At 67.8% G+C, this 20,709-nt stretch carries 22 protein-coding genes; 13 read left to right on the top strand and 9 right to left on the bottom strand.

The window, feature by feature from the left end; translation table 11 throughout:
* Positions 1–23 precede the first annotated feature (23 nt).
* Positions 24–611 carry a phosphoribosylanthranilate isomerase gene (locus MLGJGCBP_RS41910; RefSeq protein ID WP_160103445.1) on the top strand — a complete coding sequence of 196 codons (588 nt, stop codon included), beginning with the start codon at positions 24–26 and terminating at the stop codon, positions 609–611.
* 52 nt (positions 612–663) lie between these two features.
* On the opposite strand, the gene MLGJGCBP_RS41905 is transcribed toward MLGJGCBP_RS41910, so the two are convergent.
* Together MLGJGCBP_RS41905 and MLGJGCBP_RS41900 are read right to left on the bottom strand one after the other, a co-directional pair.
* Positions 664–1,560, bottom strand: coding sequence for an alpha/beta fold hydrolase (locus tag MLGJGCBP_RS41905; RefSeq protein WP_160103443.1), 897 nt, complete (start codon positions 1,558–1,560; stop codon positions 664–666).
* 41 nt (positions 1,561–1,601) lie between these two features.
* Complete coding sequence (locus MLGJGCBP_RS41900) at positions 1,602–2,231, bottom strand: alpha/beta hydrolase family protein (RefSeq protein ID WP_442972153.1); 630 nt, start codon at positions 2,229–2,231, stop codon at positions 1,602–1,604.
* Positions 2,232–2,383: 152 nt separating this feature from the next.
* Between MLGJGCBP_RS41900 and MLGJGCBP_RS41895 the strand changes: the two genes are divergently transcribed.
* The 6 genes from MLGJGCBP_RS41895 (at position 2,384) to couL (ending at position 7,705) form a co-directional block, all read left to right on the top strand.
* Entirely contained in the window at positions 2,384–2,890 is a 507-nt protein-coding gene (locus tag MLGJGCBP_RS41895) for a hypothetical protein (protein WP_160103439.1), read from the top strand.
* 57 nt (positions 2,891–2,947) lie between these two features.
* Complete coding sequence (locus MLGJGCBP_RS41890; RefSeq protein WP_072947562.1) at positions 2,948–3,154, top strand: hypothetical protein; 207 nt, start codon at positions 2,948–2,950, stop codon at positions 3,152–3,154.
* 32 nt (positions 3,155–3,186) lie between these two features.
* Positions 3,187–3,342, top strand: coding sequence for a DUF6131 family protein (locus MLGJGCBP_RS50905; RefSeq protein WP_201453352.1), 156 nt, complete (start codon positions 3,187–3,189; stop codon positions 3,340–3,342).
* Between the two features lie 106 nt (positions 3,343–3,448).
* Positions 3,449–4,615: a dihydro-p-hydroxycinnamoy-CoA dehydrogenase gene (gene couH / locus MLGJGCBP_RS41885; RefSeq protein WP_160103437.1), complete on the top strand. Its 1,167-nt coding sequence runs from the start codon at positions 3,449–3,451 to the stop codon at positions 4,613–4,615.
* A 181-nt stretch (positions 4,616–4,796) separates the two neighbouring features.
* A complete protein-coding gene (gene couT, locus MLGJGCBP_RS41880) occupies positions 4,797–6,125 on the top strand; it encodes a p-hydroxycinnamate MFS transporter (protein ID WP_160103435.1) in 1,329 nt (442 codons plus the stop codon).
* A 41-nt stretch (positions 6,126–6,166) separates the two neighbouring features.
* Positions 6,167–7,705 (top strand): p-hydroxycinnamoyl-CoA synthetase, encoded by a 1,539-nt coding sequence (gene couL, locus MLGJGCBP_RS41875; protein WP_160103433.1) that lies wholly within the window; start codon positions 6,167–6,169, stop codon positions 7,703–7,705.
* 18 nt (positions 7,706–7,723) lie between these two features.
* On the opposite strand, the gene MLGJGCBP_RS41870 is transcribed toward couL, so the two are convergent.
* The 5 genes from MLGJGCBP_RS41870 to couR form a co-directional block, all read right to left on the bottom strand.
* Positions 7,724–9,493, bottom strand: a complete 1,770-nt coding sequence (locus MLGJGCBP_RS41870) for a CocE/NonD family hydrolase (RefSeq protein WP_160103431.1) — start codon at positions 9,491–9,493, stop codon at positions 7,724–7,726.
* Positions 9,490–10,815, bottom strand: coding sequence for an MFS transporter (locus tag MLGJGCBP_RS41865; protein ID WP_160103429.1), 1,326 nt, complete (start codon positions 10,813–10,815; stop codon positions 9,490–9,492). Before MLGJGCBP_RS41865 ends, MLGJGCBP_RS41870 begins: the two co-directional genes overlap by 4 nt.
* 176 nt (positions 10,816–10,991) lie before the next feature.
* Positions 10,992–11,897 carry a LysR family transcriptional regulator gene (locus MLGJGCBP_RS41860; RefSeq protein ID WP_160103427.1) on the bottom strand — a complete coding sequence of 302 codons (906 nt, stop codon included), beginning with the start codon at positions 11,895–11,897 and terminating at the stop codon, positions 10,992–10,994.
* Between the two features lie 6 nt (positions 11,898–11,903).
* On the bottom strand, positions 11,904–12,380 hold the full coding sequence (locus MLGJGCBP_RS41855; protein ID WP_160103425.1) for a DUF3237 domain-containing protein: 477 nt from the start codon (positions 12,378–12,380) through the stop codon (positions 11,904–11,906).
* Positions 12,381–12,386: 6 nt separating this feature from the next.
* Entirely contained in the window at positions 12,387–12,827 is a 441-nt protein-coding gene (couR, locus tag MLGJGCBP_RS41850) for a MarR family transcriptional repressor CouR (protein WP_087556807.1), read from the bottom strand.
* Positions 12,828–12,941: 114 nt separating this feature from the next.
* Between couR and couN the strand changes: the two genes are divergently transcribed.
* Genes couN through couM form a run of 3 tightly spaced genes read left to right on the top strand, consistent with a single transcriptional unit; the run spans position 12,942 to position 15,243 of the window.
* Positions 12,942–13,853: a 4-hydroxyphenyl-beta-hydroxyacyl-CoA dehydrogenase gene (gene couN, locus MLGJGCBP_RS41845; protein ID WP_160103423.1), complete on the top strand. Its 912-nt coding sequence runs from the start codon at positions 12,942–12,944 to the stop codon at positions 13,851–13,853.
* Positions 13,850–14,740 (top strand): 4-hydroxyphenyl-beta-ketoacyl-CoA hydrolase, encoded by an 891-nt coding sequence (gene couO, locus MLGJGCBP_RS41840; RefSeq protein WP_160103421.1) that lies wholly within the window; start codon positions 13,850–13,852, stop codon positions 14,738–14,740. The genes couN and couO overlap by 4 nt, the downstream gene beginning before the upstream one ends.
* A gap of 29 nt (positions 14,741–14,769) precedes the next feature.
* Entirely contained in the window at positions 14,770–15,243 is a 474-nt protein-coding gene (gene couM / locus MLGJGCBP_RS41835; protein ID WP_160103419.1) for a p-hydroxycinnamoyl-CoA hydratase, read from the top strand.
* 67 nt (positions 15,244–15,310) lie between these two features.
* Here couM and MLGJGCBP_RS50900 read toward each other — a convergent pair whose 3' ends face one another.
* Complete coding sequence (locus MLGJGCBP_RS50900; RefSeq protein ID WP_179220167.1) at positions 15,311–15,487, bottom strand: hypothetical protein; 177 nt, start codon at positions 15,485–15,487, stop codon at positions 15,311–15,313.
* Positions 15,488–15,830: 343 nt separating this feature from the next.
* On the opposite strand from MLGJGCBP_RS50900, the gene MLGJGCBP_RS41830 reads away from it, so the two are divergent.
* The 3 genes from MLGJGCBP_RS41830 to MLGJGCBP_RS41820 all read left to right on the top strand — a co-directional run bounded on the left by MLGJGCBP_RS41830 (position 15,831) and on the right by MLGJGCBP_RS41820 (position 19,688).
* Positions 15,831–16,595, top strand: coding sequence for a pirin family protein (locus MLGJGCBP_RS41830; RefSeq protein WP_087556811.1), 765 nt, complete (start codon positions 15,831–15,833; stop codon positions 16,593–16,595).
* 92 nt (positions 16,596–16,687) lie between these two features.
* Positions 16,688–17,662 (top strand): protocatechuate dioxygenase, encoded by a 975-nt coding sequence (locus tag MLGJGCBP_RS41825; protein ID WP_160103417.1) that lies wholly within the window; start codon positions 16,688–16,690, stop codon positions 17,660–17,662.
* 76 nt (positions 17,663–17,738) lie between these two features.
* The gene (locus tag MLGJGCBP_RS41820) at positions 17,739–19,688 is read left to right on the top strand and encodes a M13 family metallopeptidase (protein ID WP_160103415.1); all 1,950 of its coding nucleotides are present in this window, start codon (positions 17,739–17,741) and stop codon (positions 19,686–19,688) included.
* A gap of 4 nt (positions 19,689–19,692) precedes the next feature.
* Here the strand turns inward: MLGJGCBP_RS41820 and MLGJGCBP_RS41815 are convergent.
* A partial coding sequence (locus MLGJGCBP_RS41815) for an ABC transporter ATP-binding protein (protein ID WP_201453351.1) occupies positions 19,693–20,709 on the bottom strand: 1,017 nt, incomplete at its 5' end.

Here is a 20,709-nt window from a genome sequence, read left to right as displayed (position 1 = left end):
GAGCGACCGGTAAAATCGCGGGGGTGACTTTCATCAAGGTGTGCGGTCTGCGTGACGCGGCCTCCGTCGATCTGGCCGTGCGCCTCGGCGTGGACGCCGTGGGTTTCGTGTTCGCCGACAGCGTCCGCCGAATCTCCCCCGGCGACGCCGCGCCGCTGGTCCGCCGGGTCACCGGTCACACCGTCGCGGTGGGCGTGTTCAAGGGGAGTTCCGTGCCGGAGGTGATCGAGGTCGCCGCGGCGGCAGGTCTCGGCACCGTCCAGGTGCACGACCTGCAATCCGCCGACGACGTCACCCGGTTGCGGGAGGCGGGGCTCGGCGTGATCCGTGCCGTCGTCGCCGGTGACACGTCGGGCGATTTCGGAGCAGACCGCATCCTCGTCGACGGGGCCACCGCCGGGGCCGGGGTGCCCTGGGACTGGACGAACCAGAGCAGGCCGGACGGCGAATGGATCCTGGCCGGCGGGCTTCATCCCGGCAACGTGCGGGCCGCCGTCGACGCGACCGGCGCGTGGGGTGTCGACGTGTCGAGCGGTGTCGAATCGTCCCGCGGTGTGAAGGATGCGGCGCTGATCGAGCAGTTCGTCGCGGCCGTGCGGTCCGGCGACTGAGTCAGCCCGGTATCTGAGTCAGTCCGGTATCTGAGTCAGCCCGGCATCCGAGTCAGCGCGGCATCCCGGTCACGGAATCCTCGACGTCCCACGACGCGAGCACCGTCCGGATACCGACGACCAGCGCGAGCGGCTGATCGATCATCACGTGGTGTCCGGCGTCGGGGATCTCGACGACCACCGCGGTCGGCCCGAACCGGCTGCGCATGCTGTCCATCATCTCGTCGGTGACGATGCCGTTCTCGGCGCGGAAGTAGGCGAGACGGCAGCGCGGGTCGGACGCCCCCAGATGGCCGCTGCCCTCGCGGGCGAAGAACGAGGAATCGAACTTCCACGACCACCCGCCGTCCACCTCCTCCATCGAGGTCTCCGCGACGTGACGCAGGACGGCGGGCACCACGGTGTCCTGCGGCGGGACGAACCGGAACCGCTCCAGCGCCACCTCCCGGGACGGGTAGACCTTCTTCGGACCGAAGGCCCGCTGCTTCCGCGCTTCTTCCTCTTCCGGTGTGCGCGCGAGGACGGGAGAATCGATCAGCTGGACACCGGCCAGGTCCTCGCCGAACAGTTGCGCGGCCACGTACGACACCATGCCGCCCATGCTGTGCCCGACCAGCACCGGCGCCCCCGAGATGCCCGCCGGCTTGGCCACGGCGAGGGCTTCCTCCGCCCACCGTTCCAGTCCGTATTCCGGACGTCGGTCGCTGTCACCGTGCCCGGTCAGATCGAGTGCGACGACGCGGCGGCCCGCGGCCAGCATGGGCGCCACATGGTCCCACCACCGGCTGTGGGCGGCGCCGCCGTGGACGAGCACGAGTCCGGGAGCGCCCGTCGGGCCCCACGCGCGGTAGTGGACCTCCGCACCGGCGACGTCCACCCGGCCGATGTCGACCGGGGCCGCCACTGCCGCGGTGAACCAGTGGGGCGCGTCCGTCTGCACGTTGCTCATTCACCGAACATACCGACCACGTGCAGACGCTCTCGGCCGCCCTACCGAAGGTCCAGCATGGCCGCGACCGCGCGTTCGACCACCGGGAACCTGTCCGGGGCCAGATCGTGCCGGGCGCCCTCGAGTTCGACGAGCGTCGTCGGAGCGGGGATCAGTTCGAGTGCCGACCGCATTTCCTCGGGGGTCGCGAACGGGTCCTTCGACCCGTGCACCACCACGGCCGGGGTGCGGAGGCCGGGAAGGTGCTCGGTGCGGAGTTTCTCCGGCTTGGCCGGTGGATGCAGCGGGTACGACAGCAGGAGCAGGGCGTCGACGAGACCCGGACGCTCCGAGGCGAGCATGGACGCCTGACGCCCGCCGTACGAGTGCCCACCTGCCCACACCGGCACCGGCATTAACTCCCGCATCACGGACACCGCGGCGGCGATCCCCTCCCGGTCCTCCGCCGCTTTCGACGGGTGCGGCGGGCCCGACGCGCGGCGCAGCCGGAACGGGAGGTCGAACCGCAGGACCACCACTCCCCGCTCCACGAACCCCTCGGCGACGGCACGCAACAGCTTTGTGTCGCAGTCACTTCCCGCTCCGTGCGTCAGGACCAGCCCGGCCGACGCGCCTCCCGCGGGGCGGTGAAGATGTCCACGCACGCCGTCGCGGTCCAGCAACTCGCTCATGCGGTTCACGGTAGTGGAATGCCGGGCCGTTCCAGAATTCCGATTGCTGGACCTGCCTGCCGGAACTGCTCGTTGGTTGCGATTGGCTCACGATCTGTTTGCAGGGTTTGCGAGCTGGGTACTTTAACAATCACGACTGCTGGGAGTAGCCAATGGACACCATGACCATCATCTGGATCATCGTCGCGATCGTCGTCGTACTCGCCGTGGCCGCGCTGCTCATTGCGGCATCGCGCAAGCGGAACGAGCGCCGACGCCAGGAGGCCGACAGCATCCGCGCGAAGGCGCAGGAGCGGACGTCCGTCGTCGAGAAGCGCGAAGCGCTGGCGGAGGAGACCGCGGCCAATGCACGGAGGGCCCAGGCAGAGGCGGAGGCGAAGGCCGCGGAGGCCAAGCGACTGCAGGTCGATGCGCAGACACACCAGAACACAGCGACCACGTCTCGTGACGACCTGAAGCAGGAATGGAAGAGGGCGGACGAACTCGATCCCGACGTCAAGACGACGGGTACCGCCTCGAAGGACGCCCGCACCACCGACGCCCGGGCCGCGGACGCTCGCACCACGGACGGCGGACCGGCCAACACCCGGACCGACGGCACGAGTTCAACGAATACCCATGGAGCACACGCGAAGCCGACCGACACTTCGTCGACGTAGCGTTCGAGTACGACAGGTACACCGGCCCGGTGCCGGTGCCCACACGGGAGGTCGGAAATGCGTATCGGACGGCTCCTGTCGCTGATCGTGATCATCTGGCTGATCATCGGCGCCATCGCCGTTTTCCAGCGCGGCTATTTCAAGGACGCGCAGGCCGATTGCGCAAGCGCCGGAACGATCGCCGTCACCGTGATCGCCGGACCGCTCAACTATGCGGGTGTGAACCCGAAGATCGATTGTGAAGTGCCGCAACCGAGTCAGTAGTTCCTAGCAGCCAACGGAAAAGAGGGAAGACCGTGATCGTTCTCGGAATCATCCTGCTCGTCATCGGCCTCGTCGCGGGGATCTCGATTCTCACGACGATCGGAATCATCCTGATCGTCATCGGCCTCGTCCTTCTACTGCTGGGCACGACGGGCCGCGCGGTCGGCGGCCGGAAGTACTGGTATTGACGTCGCCGACCCTCCTCAACCGTTGACATTTTCAATGATTGATAGATAGGTTCCTTTCGGGTATGCAGGCGTGCGACGCACGCCTGCCGACGAAAGGAACCTATCCATGTCTCCGGTTGCACTGGAACGGAACATCTTCGACGCCGATCACGACGCGTTCCGGGACACGGTGCGCCGGTTTGCCGAACGCGATGTCGCGCCATTCCTTCGCGAATGGGCCGATGCGGGGCAGGTCGACCGGGACGTCTATCGTCAGGCCGGCAAGCTCGGGCTCCTCGGGATCAACGTCGAGGAGCGATTCGCCGGCGGCGGAACCGACGACTTCCGTTTCAACGCCATCGTCATCGAAGAACTGTGCCGCGTCGGGGCGCCCGCCGTGGTGATGGGCCTGGCCGGCATCAACGACCTCGTCACGCCCTACCTCACCTCGCTGGCGAACGAGGAGCAGAAGCACCGTTTCTTGACACCCCTGTGCACCGGCGAGAAGATCGGCGCGATCGCCATGACCGAGCCGGGCGCGGGTAGCGACCTGGCCGCGATCTCCACGACCGCCGTCGTCGACGGCGACGACCTGGTCCTGAACGGCACCAAGATCTTCATCAGCAACGGCATGCTCGCCGACTTCGTGATCGTGGTGGCCAAGACGGATCCGGCCGCGGGCAAAAAGGGCGTGAGCCTGCTCGTGGTCGAGTCCGGAATGGACGGATTCACCCGCAACGGCCCGCTGCACAAGGTCGGCCTGAGCGCGCAGGACACCGCCGAGCTCGTGTTCGACGACGTCCGCGTCCCCCGCGAGAACGTCCTCGGCGAACCGAACGAGGGCTTCGGCTACCTGCGCCACAATCTGCCCCAGGAGCGCCTCAGCGTGGCCGTCACGTCCATGGCGTCGATGCGACGCACGTTCGACCAGGCCCTGACATACAGCTGCGACCGCACGGCATTCGGCCGGCGGGTGGCCGACTTCCAGGCCAACCGCTTCTACCTCGCGGAACTCGCCACCGAGATCGAGATCGCGCAGTGCTTCACCGACCGCTGCATCCTCGACGCCGCACACGGCACGCTCGACGAGGTGACCGCGGCGATGGCGAAATGGTGGATCACCGAGCTGCAGCAGCGGGTCGTCCAGCGGGCGGTCCAGCTGCACGGCGGCTACGGATACATGCGCGAGTACGACGTCGCGCAGGACTACCTCGACTGCCGCGGCGGGCCGATTTACGCCGGCACCACCGAGATCATGAAGGAGATCATCGGGCGCAGGCTCACGCGGCCCTGACGGGTCCGGTTGCTCACCAAGGCAATTCATGCGAACTGCGGCCTCGGCGGCCGTCTGCGATCACGATCCCCGAAGCGTTGGCGATCTCTTCCATTGACAAGTTCAATGATTAATGTTTAATTGTGATCCGCGCTACACACGCGCTCCGCTCTGTTGTCCCACGCTCGGCCAAGGAGTATCGATGACGGTCACCGCCACCGCCGGCACCATGTCGGCCACCCGACGCAAGAAGGAAGTTCGCAGGGTGCTCCTGTCGAGCTACCTGGGCAGCACCATCGAGTTCTACGACTTCCTGCTCTACGCCACCGCGGCGTCCCTCGTCTTCGGTCCGGTGTTCTTCGCCGATCTGGACCCCCTCGCCGCGACCATCGCGTCGATGGGAACGTTTGCGGCCGGCTACGTCGCACGCCCGCTGGGCGGAATCGTCTTCGGTCACTTCGGCGACACGGTCGGCCGGAAGGCGATGCTGCTGATCTCCATGACCGTCATGGGCATCGCCTCGTTCGCGATCGGGCTCATTCCCCCACCGGAGATGATCGGGTCCTGGGCGGCGGTGCTCCTCGTCCTCCTCCGCGTCTGCCAGGGACTCGCCGTCGGTGGCGAATGGGGTGGCGCAGCACTGATGTCGCTCGAACACGCCGAATCCGGCAGGCGCGGCTTCGCCGCGGCGTTCACCAACGCGGGCGCACCGACCGGTGCCCTGCTCGGCACCCTCGCCCTGGCGGCCGTGTCGCTGCTGCCCGACGAGCAGTTCCTGACGTGGGGATGGCGTATCCCGTTCCTGGTCTCGGCGCTCATGCTGGCACTCGGCCTGTTCGTCCGGTCCAAGGTCTCGGAGAGCCCGCTGTTCACGGCGGCGCTGAAGGAATCGGCCGAGAAGGAGACCACTCCGCCCATCGTCACCATCCTGAAGCGGCCCCGCGCGGTCGTCGTGGCATCGATGAGCTGCATCGCGAGCTTCGGAATGCAGACCGCGTTCACCACGTTCGCCATCACCTACGCCGTGTCGAGCGGCGCCCAGCGATCGGACGCGCTGCTGGCGTTCTCCTTCTGCCAGTTCTGTGCGATCTTCCTGGTCCTCGGATCGGCGCGGCTGTCCGACCGGATCGGCCGCAGGCCGGTCATGCTCGCGGGTCTCGCGGCGATGATCCTCGGCGTCTACCCGCTGTTCCTGCTGCTGGGCACGGGTCGTTTCCTGTTCATCGCGCTCGCCTTCGTGGGGTACACCATCTGTCACTCGGCCACCTACGGGCCGATGGCCGCATTCATCTCCGAGCAGTTCGGCACCCGCGCGCGCTACACCGGGGCGTCGCTCGGATACCAGCTGGCCACGCTCGTCGGCGCCGGATTCACCCCCGTCATCCTGGCGTCGCTGTTCGCGTCGTCAGGCAAGTCGATCGTCCCGGTCGGACTGTTCGTCATCGCACTGTGCGTGGTCAGCGCCGTCTTCCTCGTCGCGACGAACGAAAGCAAGGACAACGACCTGAGCGCCGACACCCCGTCGGCCTGACACGAGCCCGAGAGTAGTTTCGAAGAGAACGAGGAGTCACCATGGACAACGAAGGCATCGGCTCGTGGCTCGAGCGCCGCATCACCATGACGCCGAGGAACGAGGCGCTCGTCTTCGACGGACGAGCGGTCACCTACGAGGAGATGGCCCTGCGGACCCGCCGGCTCGCCCACGGCCTGCGTGCCCTCGGCGTCGAGAAGGGTGACTGCGTAGGCTTCTTCGGGTTCAACGACCCCGCCGCGCTCGAGGTGATGTTCGCCGCCGGGCTGCTCGGCGCCACGTACCTCCCGCTCAACGCCCGCCTCACCGCCGAGGAAGCGCGCTACGTTCTCGGCGATTCACGCTGCACCACAGTGATATTCGGCGATCAGCAGGCCGACGTCGCGCAGGAGCTGGCGCTGTCGGAGTCCCCGGTCACGACCTGGATCGGGCTGGGCGACTCGTGGTCCGCCCACACCTACGAGGGGGTGCTCGCCGGGCAGCCGGACACCCGCATCGACGAGCAGGTCGGTCTCGACGACCTGTCGGCGCTCATGTACTCGTCGGGCACCACCGGGGCACCGAAGGGCGTCATGCTCAGCCACGGAAACATGCTGTGGAACGCCATGAACCAGCTTCTCGCCCAAGACATGACGTCGAAGGAACGCACACTGTCGGTGGCGCCGCTGTTCCACATCGGCGGTATCGGCGGGGCTGTCACACCGACCCTGCTGTCCGGGGGCACCGTCGTGCTGTTGCGCAAGTTCGACGCCGGCGCCGTCCTCGACACGATCGAGAAGGAACGCATCACCACGTTCTTCGCGGTCCCCACGATGATCCAGGAACTGTGGCACCACCCCCGGTTCGCGGGCGCCGACCTTTCCAGCCTGCGGGCCATCTGCGTCGCCGGGGCTCCCCTGCCCGAAGCGCTGATCTCACCGTGGCAGGAACGCGGCGTCGCGATCGCGCAGGCCTACGGTCTGACGGAAACCGCGCCGTCGGTGACCATGCTGTCGGGGGACGACGTCCGCGCGAAGGTCGGATCGGCAGGCAAGCGAACGTTCTTCACCGACGTCGACGTCGTCCGCCCGGACGGGTCGAGCGCCGAACCGAACGAGATCGGTGAGATCGTCGCGAAGGGACCGAACGTGATGCTCGGCTACCTGAATCAGCCCGAGGCGACCGGCCGCACCATCGTGAACGGCTGGCTGCACACCGGCGACGCCGGCTACTTCGACGACGACGGTTTCCTCTTCATCTGCGACCGCTACAAGGACATGTACATCTCGGGCGGCGAGAACGTCTACCCCGCCGAGGTCGAGGCGGCACTGCTGAAGCTCGACGGCGTCCGGGAGGCGGCGGTGATCGGCGTCCCGCACGAGAAGTGGGGCGAGACCGGCATGGCATTCGTCGTCGCCGCCGACGGCACCGCCCTCGACGAGGACACGGTGCGCGCCCGGCTGCGAGAGAAGCTCGCAGGGTTCAAAATTCCCACGTTCATCCGGATCGCCGAGGCACTCCCCCGCACCGCGACCGGCAAGATCCGCAAACCCGACTTGCGAACCTCCGCCCGTGAGTACTTGTTAACGTCGGGCGGTTAACAAGTACTCACGGGCGCGTCAGCGCACGACCGGCAGGGACACCCGGCTGGGGTGCCGGACGCCGGTGTGCACGCTCTGGTGGGCGACCACGAATTCGTCTGATTCGTAGGCGGATTCGCCGGTGTTGAGGTTGCGGTCCCAGCGGGGATGGCTGCTGGACGTCACCTGGACGCGGATCCGCTCACCCGGCTGGAACATCACGGCCGTGGACCACAGGTCGATCGCGTACTCGTACACCTCACCGGGCTCGAGCAGGCTCGGCTCGGCGGACGTGTACGCCCCCGGGGTCCGGTAGGAGTCGCGGTAGCGGGCCCGCACGATGCCGTCGGTGAGGGTGATCGACGTGCCGTCCGCCATCACCCGGCACAGTCTGACGACGAAGTCGGTGTCGACGGCACTCGACGACGCGAACAGTGTCGCGGACACCCGGCCGATCACCGTCAGCGGCTCGGTGAGGGGCTCGCCGGTGAACACGAGGACGTCGTCGCGGGATTCGACCCGGCTCTGTTCCAGGGCGCCGGGCGCGAACGTTCCCGGCATCATCGTCGCCCCACCGACCGTCGGTACCGGATCCGCCGGGTCGTAGTCGTAGTCGGCGCGTCCATCCGTCTGCGCCGCTTCCGCGGCGAGGCTTCCGCCGGGGGCGAGGAACAGGTCCGCGGTGCGGGTGGGCGCCGGGAAGCGGTCGTACGTCCGCCACCGGTTCTCCCCCATCACGAAGATCCGGACCCGCGGCAGGTCGGGTTCCTCGTCGCCGAGCACCGCCGCGTACCAGTGCGCGTGTACCGACGACAGGTCCTGACCCGAGTCGAGCACCGCCTGGTTGGCGGGACTGCCGAACACCACCGACCCGCCGAGCCCGGAGAAGTTGGTGTGACTCCACGGGCCCACGATCAGGTACGGCGCGGGGGCCGCACCGGAATCACTGTGGGCGAGTTGGCCGAAGTACTGGTCGAGGGTGCTGTTGACGAAGATGTCGTACCACCCGCCGATGTGCAGTGTGGGGAGGTCGACGGCCCGGTCGCTGGCGCCGTCCCACAGGTCGCGGCTGGGGTGATCGATCGCGAACCCGAGCGATTCGACGATCGGCGACGCGAAGAACGCGGGGGCGTCGGCCGCCAGGCCGCGCAGGGGCAGGGCGTCGAAGTACGTGTTCTCCGACATCGCCCGATCGATCCGCGCCCACGACTCCCATTCGCGTTCTGCGAGCGCGGGATCGGTCCGGGACAGTTTCGCGATCTCGGCCGGTCCGGCCGACAGGTGCCCCCACCCGAGCCGGGCGCCGAATTCGACCGCACCCCCGCGCACGAGCCCACCGGACCGCGCGTTGCCGCCTGCCGAGATTCCCGGCGCGATGCCGCGCAGGGCGGGTGGCTTCTCCTGGGCTGCGCGCCACTGTGTTTCGGCGAAGTAGGACCTTCCCCACATGCCGACGGCTCCGGTCGAGTACGGCAGTTCGGCGGCCCACTGCACGGTGTCGTAGCCGTCCGGACCTTCGTTCTCGGACGGCACGAACTCGCCGTCGGAGCCGAACCGGCCGCGGACGTCCTGCATAATCACCACGAATCCGCCGGCCGCGACCGTGGTGGGGTTGAGGTAGCCGGAGTTGACGGACAGGTCGCGGCCGTACGGGGTGCGGGTGAGCAGCACCGGGAAGCGGCCGCGCGCATTCGGGCGGTAGACGGTCGAGCGGAGGACGACGCCGTCCCGCATCGTCGCCTCGACGTCGTTCTCGATCAGTACATCGTGTTTCACAGGTGTGGTCGCTTTCGACGGGAGTTCGGTCATTTGCCGAGGTCGGTGGTGCTGGTCCGGTAGGTTTCGCGGACCGTGAGGGTGGTGAGGGCGCTGACCAGGCAGCAGCCCGCGGTGAACGCGGCCACCGGTATCCAGCCGTTCGGCCCGGGCCGGACGAGGGCCGCGGCGATGGTGGGGGCGAATCCGGTGGCCACCAGGGCCAGCTGTCCGGAGATCGCCATGCCCGAGTACCGGATGCGTGTCTCGAACATCTCGGCATACAGCGTGGGGCCGATGGCGTTGACGAGCGAGTAGCCGACCACCATCACGACGCACGCGGCAATCAGGATCAGGGCGGTCGAGCGCTGGCTGATCGCCCAGAAGAACCCCGAGATGGAGGCCGCGCAAACGAGGTTGCCGGTGATGAAGATCGGTTTGCGGCCGATCCGGTCGGCGAGAATCCCGGCGGCCGGTTGCGCGACGAGAGCGAGCGCGGCGGTGAGGACGGTGGCTCCCACCATGACGGTCCGGGAGACACCGGCCTCGTGGGTGCCCCACGAGAGGGCGAAGGCGCTGAAGATGGTGGACACCACCGCGAACAGTCCGCAGCCCACGACCCGCAGCACGCTCGGCCAGTGGTCGCGGAAGATCACCTTCGCCGGCATCTCCTTCGGCCCGTCGGTGGACACGGCCTCCTCGAACACGTCGCTCTCGGGCAGCATCCGGCGGATCACGAGGCCTGCGAGTGCGACGAACATGCTGAGCAGGAACGGGATACGCCATCCCCAGTCGAGGAAGGCGTCCTCGGGCAGCCCGGAGAACACGAGGACCACCAGCGACGCCAGCAGCATGCCTGCAGCCGCACCGGTGTTCACCCAGCTCGCCGCGAGCGCACGACGGCCTGCGGGTGCGTGTTCGAGGGCCAGGGACGCCGCTCCCGCCGACTCGCCGGCCGCCGACGCGCCCTGGACGGCACGGAGCAGGACCAGCAGGATCGGCGCTGCGACGCCGATCGCACCGTAGGTGGGCAGGCAGCCGATGAGGGACGTGGCCACGCCCATCATCACGAGCGTCACCACCAGCATCCGCTTGCGTCCGAGCGTGTCCCCGAAGTGCCCGAAGACGAGTGCCGCGAGCGGCCGGACGACGTACCCGATCCCGATGGTTGCCATCGACACGATGGTTCCCCAGAAGGAACCGAGATCCGGGAAGAACAGGGTGTTGAACGCGAGCGCGGAGAAGGAGGCGTAGATGAAGAAGTCGTAGTACTCGAGTGTGCTGCCCACGAAGGAGGCCAGGGCGGCCCGGCGCGCGTGGGGCGACCGGGCGCTCGAGTCGGCGCGTACGGCGCGGCCGTCGAATGTGGAAGTCATGTGGTTCCTACCTGAAAGTGAAGGGCTTCCGGGAGTTCGGAGAGGCCTCGAGGTGGGTGCGGCACCGGGGATCGGGAGTTGTCCAGGTCACATCCGTTGCCGCCGAGGGAGACTCTGCCAAAGAATTCCATCACCGTCCAAGAGCAGTATCGGCAGTGATTGATAACCGATCTTTATTACTCGTCGGAGTCGGTGCCCGGGGTCGGCAGCACCTCGGCGGCGAGGTCGAGGACCGTCTGCACGACGGGCGACACGGGACGGTCCGACCAGGCCAGCGCCGCCCGCACTTCGAATCGTCCGGCGTGGAGGGGGATCAGCACCACCCGATTGGGATACGTCTGCACGTCGCCGGGCACGAGCGCCACACCGACGCCTGCCGCGACGAGGGCGGTCAGGACGATGCCGTCGGTGGTCTCCTGCACGATGTTCGGCGTGAACCCGGCATCCCGGCACGCGGCGAGCAGGTCCCGGCGGAGCGTGGATCCGGTGGCGGCGGGGTTCGCGACGAACGGTTCCTCCCGCAGTTCCGCGAGATCGATCGACTTCCGTTCGGCGAGTGGGTGATCGCTCGGGAGCAGCGCACTGAGGTACTCCACCGAGATCTGCCGCGTGAGCACGTGGGGGTGCGAGACCGCGTCGGAGACGATCCCGAGGTCCAGTTGCCCCTCCCAGATCTCGTCGAGGATCTGCCCACTCACCGTCGCCCCCTCGAGGACGAGGTCGATGAGGGGGTATCGGCGGCGCACCGACCTTGCCAGAGAGGACAATTCGGTCTGCCCGTATGCTCCGCTGAAGCCGACCCGGACGCGTCCCTCGACCTCCGGATCCGCGATCACGGCCGCATCGACGGCGCGGTCGATCCCGGCGAGGGCGTCCTTGCACGGCTGCAGGAATCGCTCCCCCGCCGCGGTGAGCCGGACCGAGCGCGTGGTGCGGTCGAACAGTTTCACACCGAGGCGCTTCTCGAGTTGCTGCACCTGCTGGCTCACCGCCGGTTGCGCGATGTGCAGCACCTCGGCGGCCCGGCCGTAGTTGAGTTCCTCGGCGACCGCGACGAACGACTTCATCCAGCGGATTTCCACGGCCGGTCAGTCCACCACGAACACCGTGAGACGGACCTCGCCGGGCAGGCGTTCGCCGGTGCCGACGAGGATCCGCGAGCGCAGCCACGACCACCGGCCCTCGGCGGCGGTGAGCCGCGGCGTGCCGCGGAAGTAGATGCGCTCGGGCGGCACGGGCTCCCCCGCGACCAGCCGGGCGATGTCTTCCGGGGTGCCCGAGCGAAGCCCGAAGTTGGTGACGTAGATCCGGTCGCCGTCGTCGGTCTCGATCGCGTACTTGGCCTCGAGTTCGGTGAGCGTGGCCGAGCTGAGCACCTGGAAGTCCGCCCCGACCGGCAGCACGGTGCCGCGGAGTTCGGGGCCCTCGACGCGTCCCCCGACGATGGGGATGATGCGGCGGGTGCCTTCGGGTGTGGATCCGATCTCCACCGGATCGGCGACCTGCACGACGAACGTGGCGAGGAACGACAGGCCGGGCGGGGCCGGGGCGAGCAGGTCGGTCATCGTGCCCTACTCGGGAGGTGCGGGAAAGGCGATGCTTTGCAACGTGTCCCGCATCTGATTCACGACCGCTTCGGGGATGCCCTCGAAATAGCGTCCGTGGGCGGCGTCGACGCGGGCCTTGGCGTCGTCGCGGAGCCGCCTGCCCTCGTCGGTCGCGGCGATCAGTTTGTTGCGGCGATCGGAGGGGTCGAGGGTGCGCACGACGAGTCCGCGTTCCTCGAGTTCGTCGACGAGTCCCACGATCTGGCTGGGGTCGAGGCCCATGGTGGCGGCCACTCCGCGCTGGTTGACGCCTTCGGCCTGTTCACACGCGAGGACCAGCACCGAGTAGGACCGCACCCGCAGTCCGGTGGGAACGAGGGCCTTGTTCACCGAGCCCAGCACCATTCCGCCGACGCGGGAGAGCAGGAACCCGATGTCGTCTGATAACGCCTGCGCCTCTGCCATGTGACGACCCCCTTCCGATGAGTGTCGCTAGAGTAGCAGATCTTAACGATTGACTTTCTCAATCATCAATGATTACGTGTGATCCAGCGAACACGACCTTAGGAGAATCACGACATGGACCTCACCGACAAAGTCGCCGTCGTCACCGGCAGCGGACAGGGCCTCGGGCTCGCCTACGCCAAAGACCTGGCACGCCACGGCGCCGCGGTCGTGATCAACGACGTCAACCAGGCCACCGCCGACGCCGCCGTCGCCGGGATCACCGCAGCCGGCGGCCGCGCCGTGGCCGTCGTCGCCCCGGTCGGCAGCACCGAGACCGCCCGGAAACTGGTCGCCGGCGCGGTCGAGGCATTCGGCCGTCTCGACGTCATGGTCACCAACGCCGGCATCCTCCGCGACAAGATGCTGTGGAAGATGACAGACGACGACTTCGACGCCGTCGTCGGCGTGCATCTGCGCGGCACGTTCACCTGCGTCCGCGAAGCGGTCCTGCGCTTCCGCGAGCAGGGCGACGGTGGCCGCATCATCTGCATCGGATCCCCCGCCGGTCAGCGCGGCAACTTCGGGCAGACCAACTACTCCGGCGCCAAGTCCGGCATCGTCGGCATGGTCCGCACCTGGGCGATGGAACTGCAGCGCGCCGGCATCACCGCCAACGCCGTCTGCCCCGTCGCCGCGACCGCGATGACCGAGACCGTCCCCTTCCTCGCCCCCTACATCGAGGGCATGAAGAACGGCGAACCGCTGCCCGGCATCATCCGCCGCGAGGTGGGGATGGGCACCCCCGACGACGCCGCGGGCATCATCTCGTTCCTCGCCTCCGACGCCGCAGCCGACATCACCGGGCAGGCGTTCGCCGTCGGCGGCGACCGGCTCGCGCTGTGGTCGCACCCCGAACTGACCGCGGTCGAGTACCAGGACGGCGGCTGGTCGGCCGACGACATCGCGGCCCGGTGGACCCGGACGTTCGGCGATTCCGTCCAGTCCGTCGGCGAGGAATTCCCCGAGGAGCTGATGGCCAAGTGAGCCGCTACGAGTACGGCATCGACTTCGACAAGATCGACGCCATCGACATCCACACCCACGTCGAGATCGACGGCTGCGGACACCGGTCCCTCGACGACGAACTGATGGCCGCGTCCGAGAAGTACTTCAAGTCCGGCGAGGAACGCACCCCGTCCATCGACGCGGTCGCCGACCACTACCGGGCCCGCAACATGGCCGCGGTCGTGTTCACCGTCGATGCGGCCTCCGCCAGCGGACACGCCGCGAACTCCGTCGAGGAGATCGCCGAGGGCGCCGCCCGCCACAACGACGTGCTCATCCCGTTCGGCTCCGTCGACCCCTGGCAGGGCAAGGCCGCCGTCCGCCGCGTCCACCGCCTCGTCGACGACTACGGCGTCAAGGGCTTCAAATTCCACCCCAGCATGCAGGGATTCGAGCCCAACGACCGCCGCTTCTACCCGCTCTACGACGCCATCACCGAGGCCGGGGTCCCCGCCCTCTTCCACACCGGACAGACCGGCATCGGCGCAGGCCTGCCCGGCGGGCACGGCATCAAACTGCGCTACTCCGACCCCATGCTCCTCGACGACGTCGCCGCCGACTTCCCCGACCTCACCGTGATCATGGCCCACCCCGCCGTCCCGTGGGTCGACGCACAGATCTCCATCGCCACCCACAAGGCGAACGTCTACATCGACCTGTCCGGATGGTCGCCGAAGTACTTCCCGCCGCAGCTGGTCAAGGCCGCCAACAGCATGCTCCGTCACAAGGTGCTGTTCGGGTCCGACTTCCCCGTCATCCAGGTCGACCGCTGGATCAAGGACTTCGAGAACCTCGACATCAAGCCGGAGGTCGCGCCGCTGATCTTCAAGCAGAACGCGCTGCGCGTCCTCGGCATCAAGCACTGACCCGGCCCCACCGAACCAGGAGAGCACTCATGACCACCGCTACCACTACCCGGGTCGCCACCCTCGCCGACCTCGCCGCGCTCGAGGGCACGTCGCTGGGCACGAGTTCGTGGATCGACATCCCGCAGCAGCGGATCGACACGTTCGCCGACGCCACCGACGACCACCAGTGGATCCACGTCGACCCCGAGCGCGCCCGGGCCGAGAGCCCGTTCGGCGGGCCCATCGCCCACGGGTACCTCACGTTGTCGCTGATCATCCCCATGTGGGACGAGATCCTGACCGTCGACAGCGTGACCATGGCCGTCAACTGCGGCCTGAACAAGGTCCGGTTCACCAACCCGGTGCCCGCCGAGGGACGTGTCCGGCTGAATGCGACGCTGCAGTCCGTCGAGGAACTGCCCAAGGGCGGTGTCCAGGTGACGGTCGCAGGGCAGATCGAACTCGAGGGCAGCGAGCGACCCGCGGTAGTCGTCGAGGCCGTGTACCGCTTCTTCGAGTAGCCCACCCGTGAGTACTTGTTAACCGCCCGACGTTAACAAGTACTCACGGGCGGCGCAGCCGCACCTACTACTCGGGCGCCTGGTCGTCGGGCTCGACCTGCTCCTCCTGCTTGCGCTCGGACGCGTTGCCGGCGATCCCCTTCGCCTCGCGTTCGGCCGCCAGCCGGTCTTCCATGTCGTCGACGAGGTCTGCGATCCGCTGGTGTTCGGGGAGCTGATCGTGTCGATCCGGATTCGCCTCCATCACGCTCCTTCCGCCGGGTGCGACGTGCCGCAATCCTGCGACTCCTGGACGCACAATTCGAACTGTACGCCGCGGGCTCGGCGAAAGCGGGCATTCGTCACGGTACGAACTGGACGGCCGTCTTTCACACATTTCGAACCGTGACCGAAACCCGTTGCCGAGCAGCGCCTTACGAAACATCGATCCTCCAATGCCGCACTGCGCAGCCTCATTTCGGGATCGATGCGGGCACCTCCACCGCGACGAGCAGGCGATGAATTCGATGCACAATCGACACCGTCTTGCGAGAACCGGCCGCCGGCACCTCGTACTCTGGACCGGTACCACCCGAAGGAGGACCGATATGCCAGCAGTCACCACACCTCACGTCTACGTTCATCGCGCCGGCGATCGGCTGAAAACCAAGATTTCCTGGTTGGATTCGAAGCACTCGTTCTCCTTCGGCCAGCACTACGACCCCGACAACACGCACCACGGACTGCTCCTCGTCAACAACGACGACACGGTGCTCCCCGGTCAGGGATTCGACACCCATCCGCACAAGGACATGGAGATCGTCACCTGGGTGCTGCGCGGCTCGCTCGTCCACCAGGACTCGATCGGCCACTCCGGCATCATCTATCCCGGCCTTGCGCAACGCATGAGCGCAGGCAAGGGCATCATGCATTCCGAGAAGAACGACAGCTGGCGCCTCGCCGGTGAGCAGCACCACGAGCCGGTGCATTTCGTCCAGATGTGGGTGGTACCCGACGAACCCGGACTCGCCCCGAGTTACGAGCAACTCGAGATCGAGGACGAGATCCTCATGGGCGGGCTGGTGCCCGTTGCGTCCGGAATGCCGGAATACAAGGACAATTCGGCGATCCGGATCAACAACAAGCACGCGGCGCTGCATGTCGCGCGAATCTTCCCCGGCGCACCGGTGACCATTCCCGAAGCGCCGTTCCTCCACGTGTTCGTCGCCCGGGGCACCGCGGAGATGGAGGGTGTCGGCACCCTGTACGAGGGCGACGCCGTCCGGTTGAGCGCCTCCGGTGGCCAGCAGATCTCCTCCCACTCCGGCGCCGAGGTGCTCGTCTGGGAGATGCACGCTCGCCTCGGCGGCTGAGTTCCCAGCAAGTTCACAGCCGGACCGAACGCCGAGCGCAGCTTCGTGCGCCACGATCGGGGACACAGCCCGATCATGGAGAGGTACGCATTGTGAACAAGGACGTCGAGAAGAGCCGACTGCGCATCAGCCGCCGCCGCGCATTTGCGGTCGGGGGAACGGTGAGTCTGGGTGGGCTCATCGCCGCCTGCACCGGGAATGCGAGCAGCGGCACGTCGGCGTCGGCGTCGACCGCGGCCGCATCCAGTGCGACGACGACGAGCGCCGACGCGGTCACGGCCCTGCTCGACCAGGCGCCGCAGTGCGTGATGGCCGTCGAGGAGACGCAGGGACCGTACTGGTTCGACGTCGACTCCATCCGCAGCGACATCCGCGAAGACCGACCGGGGACGAACCTGCAGCTCGCACTGCGGGTGCAGGACCTGACGAACTGTTCCGCGGACGGTTCCGCCGCGGTCGTGAGCAATGCCGTCGTGGAGATCTGGCACTGCGACGCGGGCGGCGTGTACTCCGGCTTCGAGTCGGGTTCGAAGGCCGCGGCCCTCGGCGGCGCGCCCGGTGGCGGTGGCCGGCCTCCGGAAGGCGGACCCGGTGGCGGCGGCCACCCCCCGACGGCCGGTGGTCCCGGCGGCGGCCAGCCACCCGAAGGCGGACCCGGTGGCGACATGTCCGGCGGCTCGGGTGAGACGTCCGACGGGTCCTACAGTGTCGGCGACAGCGAGGCCACCACCACGGACGACGGCACCTACCTGCGCGGCGCCCAGACCACGGACGCGAACGGCAGCGCCCAGTTCACCACCGTCTTTCCCGGCTGGTACATCGGCCGGACCACCCACATCCACCTCAAGGTGCACATCGACAAGAAGACGGTGCTCACCACCCAGCTGTTCTTCGACGAGGCCCTGCTCGACGAGGTGTACGCGACGGCGCCGTACTCCGATCACACCGGGCGTGAGAGCAACGTGACCAACGCCACCGACAGCATCTACGACGACGCCGGACTGGTGACCGTCGCCAAGCAGTCCGACAGCTACCTCGCGGCGATCAACCTCGGCGTCGACGTCTGACCGTTCCCCGGTCCTTGGTTTCGCCCTGAGCGCAGTGGTGGACCTGTCGGCGCGGAACGGTGTAAGGATGGAACGCATGACCACGGCTCAGCGCTCCGGCATCGACCTCACCCACCTCGACAGCGACACCCGCGCCCAGGACGACCTGTTCGTCCACGTGAACGGCAAGTGGATCGACGAATACGAGATTCCCGCGGACCGGGCGATCGACGGCGCGTTCCGCACGCTCTACGACAAGGCCGAGGTCGACGTCCAGAACATCATCGAGGAGGCGGCGGGCTCCGGCGCGACCCCGGGGACCGACGCGCAGCGTATCGGCGATCTGTACGGCAGTTTCATGGACGCCGATGTCGTGGAGGAGGCGGGGCTCGCTCCGATCGCCGGTGAGCTCGCCGACGTGGCCTCCGCCGCCGACCGCTCCGCCCTCGCCGCCGTCATCGGCCGCCTGCAGCGCACGGGGGTCGGCGGCGCGGTCGGTCACTACGTCGACACGGACGCCAAGAACTCCGCGCGTTACCTGGTCCACTTCAGTCAGGCCGGCATCGGTCTGCCCGACGAGTCGTATTACCGCCAGGACGACCATGCGGAGATCCGCACGGCGTACGTACAGCACATTGCGAAGATGTTCGCCCTCGCCGGTGTCGACTACGACGCGCAGCGTGTATTCGACCTGGAAACGAAGATCGCGGCAGGCCATTGGGACGTCGTGAAGCGCCGCGACGCCGAGCTGAGCTACAACCTGCTCACCCTCGACCAGCTGCCTGCCGGGTTGGACTGGTCCTCGTGGATCGGTGCGCTCGGGGGCACGTCGGAGCAGTTCGCCGAGATCGTGGTCCGCCAGCCCGACTACCTCACCACCCTGACCGGGCTGTGGACGTCCGAGGACCTCGACGACTGGAAGGCGTGGGCGACGTGGAACGTCATCCGCTCCCGCGCCCCGTATCTCACGCAGGCGCTGGTCGAGGAGAACTTCGCGTTCTACGGAAAGACCCTGACCGGCGCCGAGGAGATTCGGGACCGCTGGAAGCGCGGCGTGTCGCTGGTCCAGGATCTGCTGGGCGAGGCCGTCGGCAAACTGTACGTCGAGCGGCACTTCCCGGCGGACGCGAAGGCCCGCATGCAGGAACTCGTCGCGAACCTGCAGGAGGCGTACCGCCGCAACATCTCCGACCTGGACTGGATGAGCCCGGAGACCCGGCAGGCCGCCCTGCGCAAGCTGGAGAAGTTCACGCCGAAGATCGGGTACCCCGACAAGTGGCGGGACTACTCGGCTGTCACCATCTCCCGCGACGACCTGGTCGGCAACTACCGCAGCGGCTACGCGGCGGAGTACGACCGTGATCTCGCGAAGCTCGGCGGCCCGGTCGACCGCGACGAGTGGTTCATGACACCGCAGACCGTCAACGCCTACTACAACCCGGGCATGAACGAAATCGTCTTTCCCGCAGCTATTCTGCAGCCGCCGTTCTTCGACGCCGCGGCCGACGACGCCGCCAACTACGGTGGGATCGGCGCCGTCATCGGGCACGAGATCGGCCACGGATTCGACGATCAGGGCGCCAAGTACGACGGCGACGGCAACATGATCGACTGGTGGACCGACGACGACCGGACGGAGTTCGGTAAGCGCACGAAGGCACTGATCGAGCAGTACAACGCGTTCGAGCCGAAAGCGCTGCCCGGGCACACGGTGAACGGCGAGTTCACCATCGGCGAGAACATCGGCGACCTCGGTGGCCTGTCCATCGCCATCGCCGCGTACCGCATCGCGACGGACGGGTCCGAGCCGGAGGTCCTCGACGGCCTGACCGGGATCCAGCGCGTGTTCTTCGGCTGGGCGCAGGTGTGGCGCACCAAGGCCCGGGACGCGGAGGCGCTCCGCCGTCTCGCCGTCGACCCGCACTCGCCGCCGGAGTTCCGCTGCAACGGCGTGATCCGCAACCTGGACACGTTCCACGACGCGTTCGACGTCCAGCCCGGTGACGCCCTGTATCTGGATCCGGAGGAGCGCGTCAAGATCTGGTAGCCGGCTACCGCAGGCGGTCGCCCGTCGCCGCGGAGAAGAAGTACACCTCGCCGGGCTTCGGCTGCAGGTGCACCCTCTCCCCCGCGGCGACGGTGCGGGTGCGATCCACCCGCACCACCACCTTCCCGGACGTGCCGGACGCGTACACGAACGACTCGGCACCGAGTTCCTCGACCAGGTCGGTCTCGACGGTGTACGAGTCCTTGCGCCACGACCCGACCAGCGTCCACGACTCCGGGCGCACTCCGACGATCACGGAGCTGTCCCCGATCGCCGAGTGCGGCAACGGAATACGCAGGTCGCCTAGTTCGGCGACGCCGCCACGGATCGGGGTGTCCATGAGGTTCATGCCCGGCGAGCCGATGAACCCGGCGACGAACGTGTTGACCGGGTTGTCGTACAGATCGCGTGGCCGGGCGACCTGCTGGAGACGGCCGTCCTGCATGACCGCCACCCGGTCGCCCATCGTCATGGCCTCCACCTGGTCGTGGGTGACGTACACGGTGGTCGTGCCGAGCCGGCGCTGCAGCCGCGCGATCTGGGATCGGGTACTCACCCGCAGGGTGGCGTCGAGGTTGCTCAGCGGTTCGTCCATGCAGAACACCTTGGGGTGCCGCACGATGGCGCGGCCCATCGCGACCCGTTGACGTTGCCCACCGGACAGTTTCGCCGGTTTGCGACCGAGTAGAGGTTCGAGTTCGAGCATCCGCGCCGCTTCCAGCACCCGCGCGGTGCGTTCCGACTTCCCGACGCCGGCATTGCGGAGCGCGAACCCCATGTTGTCGGCGACGGTCATGTTCGGGTACAGCGCGTAACTCTGGAACACCATGGCCACGTCCCGCGCCCGGGGCGGCAGCGCGGTGACGTCGGCGCCGCCGATCTCGATCCGGCCTGCCTCGACGGCTTCGAGGCCGGCCAGCATCCGCAGGCTCGTCGACTTACCGCACCCGGACGGACCCACGAGGACGAGGAACTCGCCGTCCGCGATGTCGAGGTCCAGCCGATCGACCGCGGGTCGGTC

It is taken from the genome of Rhodococcus sp. T7 (assembly GCF_009872365.1).
GTDB lineage: Bacteria > Actinomycetota > Actinomycetes > Mycobacteriales > Mycobacteriaceae > Rhodococcus_F.
The sequence above is the reverse complement of the archived record's forward strand: the minus strand, read 5'-3'. Positions and strand labels throughout refer to the sequence as shown.

What these genes read in the sequence shown, in the direction of transcription:
- MLGJGCBP_RS41905 (WP_160103443.1), bottom strand. Translation starts at nt 1,560, where the DNA reads ATGAGCAACGTGCAGACGGACGCGCCCCACTGGTTCACCGCGGCAGTG.
- MLGJGCBP_RS41900 (WP_442972153.1), bottom strand. Translation starts at nt 2,231, where the DNA reads ATGAGCGAGTTGCTGGACCGCGACGGCGTGCGTGGACATCTTCACCGC.
- MLGJGCBP_RS41895 (WP_160103439.1), top strand. Translation starts at nt 2,384, where the DNA reads ATGGACACCATGACCATCATCTGGATCATCGTCGCGATCGTCGTCGTA.
- MLGJGCBP_RS41890 (WP_072947562.1), top strand. Translation starts at nt 2,948, where the DNA reads ATGCGTATCGGACGGCTCCTGTCGCTGATCGTGATCATCTGGCTGATC.
- couH (WP_160103437.1), top strand. Translation starts at nt 3,449, where the DNA reads ATGTCTCCGGTTGCACTGGAACGGAACATCTTCGACGCCGATCACGAC.
- couT (WP_160103435.1), top strand. Translation starts at nt 4,797, where the DNA reads ATGACGGTCACCGCCACCGCCGGCACCATGTCGGCCACCCGACGCAAG.
- couL (WP_160103433.1), top strand. Translation starts at nt 6,167, where the DNA reads ATGGACAACGAAGGCATCGGCTCGTGGCTCGAGCGCCGCATCACCATG.
- MLGJGCBP_RS41870 (WP_160103431.1), bottom strand. Translation starts at nt 9,493, where the DNA reads ATGACCGAACTCCCGTCGAAAGCGACCACACCTGTGAAACACGATGTA.
- MLGJGCBP_RS41865 (WP_160103429.1), bottom strand. Translation starts at nt 10,815, where the DNA reads ATGACTTCCACATTCGACGGCCGCGCCGTACGCGCCGACTCGAGCGCC.
- MLGJGCBP_RS41855 (WP_160103425.1), bottom strand. Translation starts at nt 12,380, where the DNA reads ATGACCGACCTGCTCGCCCCGGCCCCGCCCGGCCTGTCGTTCCTCGCC.
- couR (WP_087556807.1), bottom strand. Translation starts at nt 12,827, where the DNA reads ATGGCAGAGGCGCAGGCGTTATCAGACGACATCGGGTTCCTGCTCTCC.
- couN (WP_160103423.1), top strand. Translation starts at nt 12,942, where the DNA reads ATGGACCTCACCGACAAAGTCGCCGTCGTCACCGGCAGCGGACAGGGC.
- couM (WP_160103419.1), top strand. Translation starts at nt 14,770, where the DNA reads ATGACCACCGCTACCACTACCCGGGTCGCCACCCTCGCCGACCTCGCC.
- MLGJGCBP_RS50900 (WP_179220167.1), bottom strand. Translation starts at nt 15,487, where the DNA reads ATGGAGGCGAATCCGGATCGACACGATCAGCTCCCCGAACACCAGCGG.
- MLGJGCBP_RS41830 (WP_087556811.1), top strand. Translation starts at nt 15,831, where the DNA reads ATGCCAGCAGTCACCACACCTCACGTCTACGTTCATCGCGCCGGCGAT.
- MLGJGCBP_RS41820 (WP_160103415.1), top strand. Translation starts at nt 17,739, where the DNA reads ATGACCACGGCTCAGCGCTCCGGCATCGACCTCACCCACCTCGACAGC.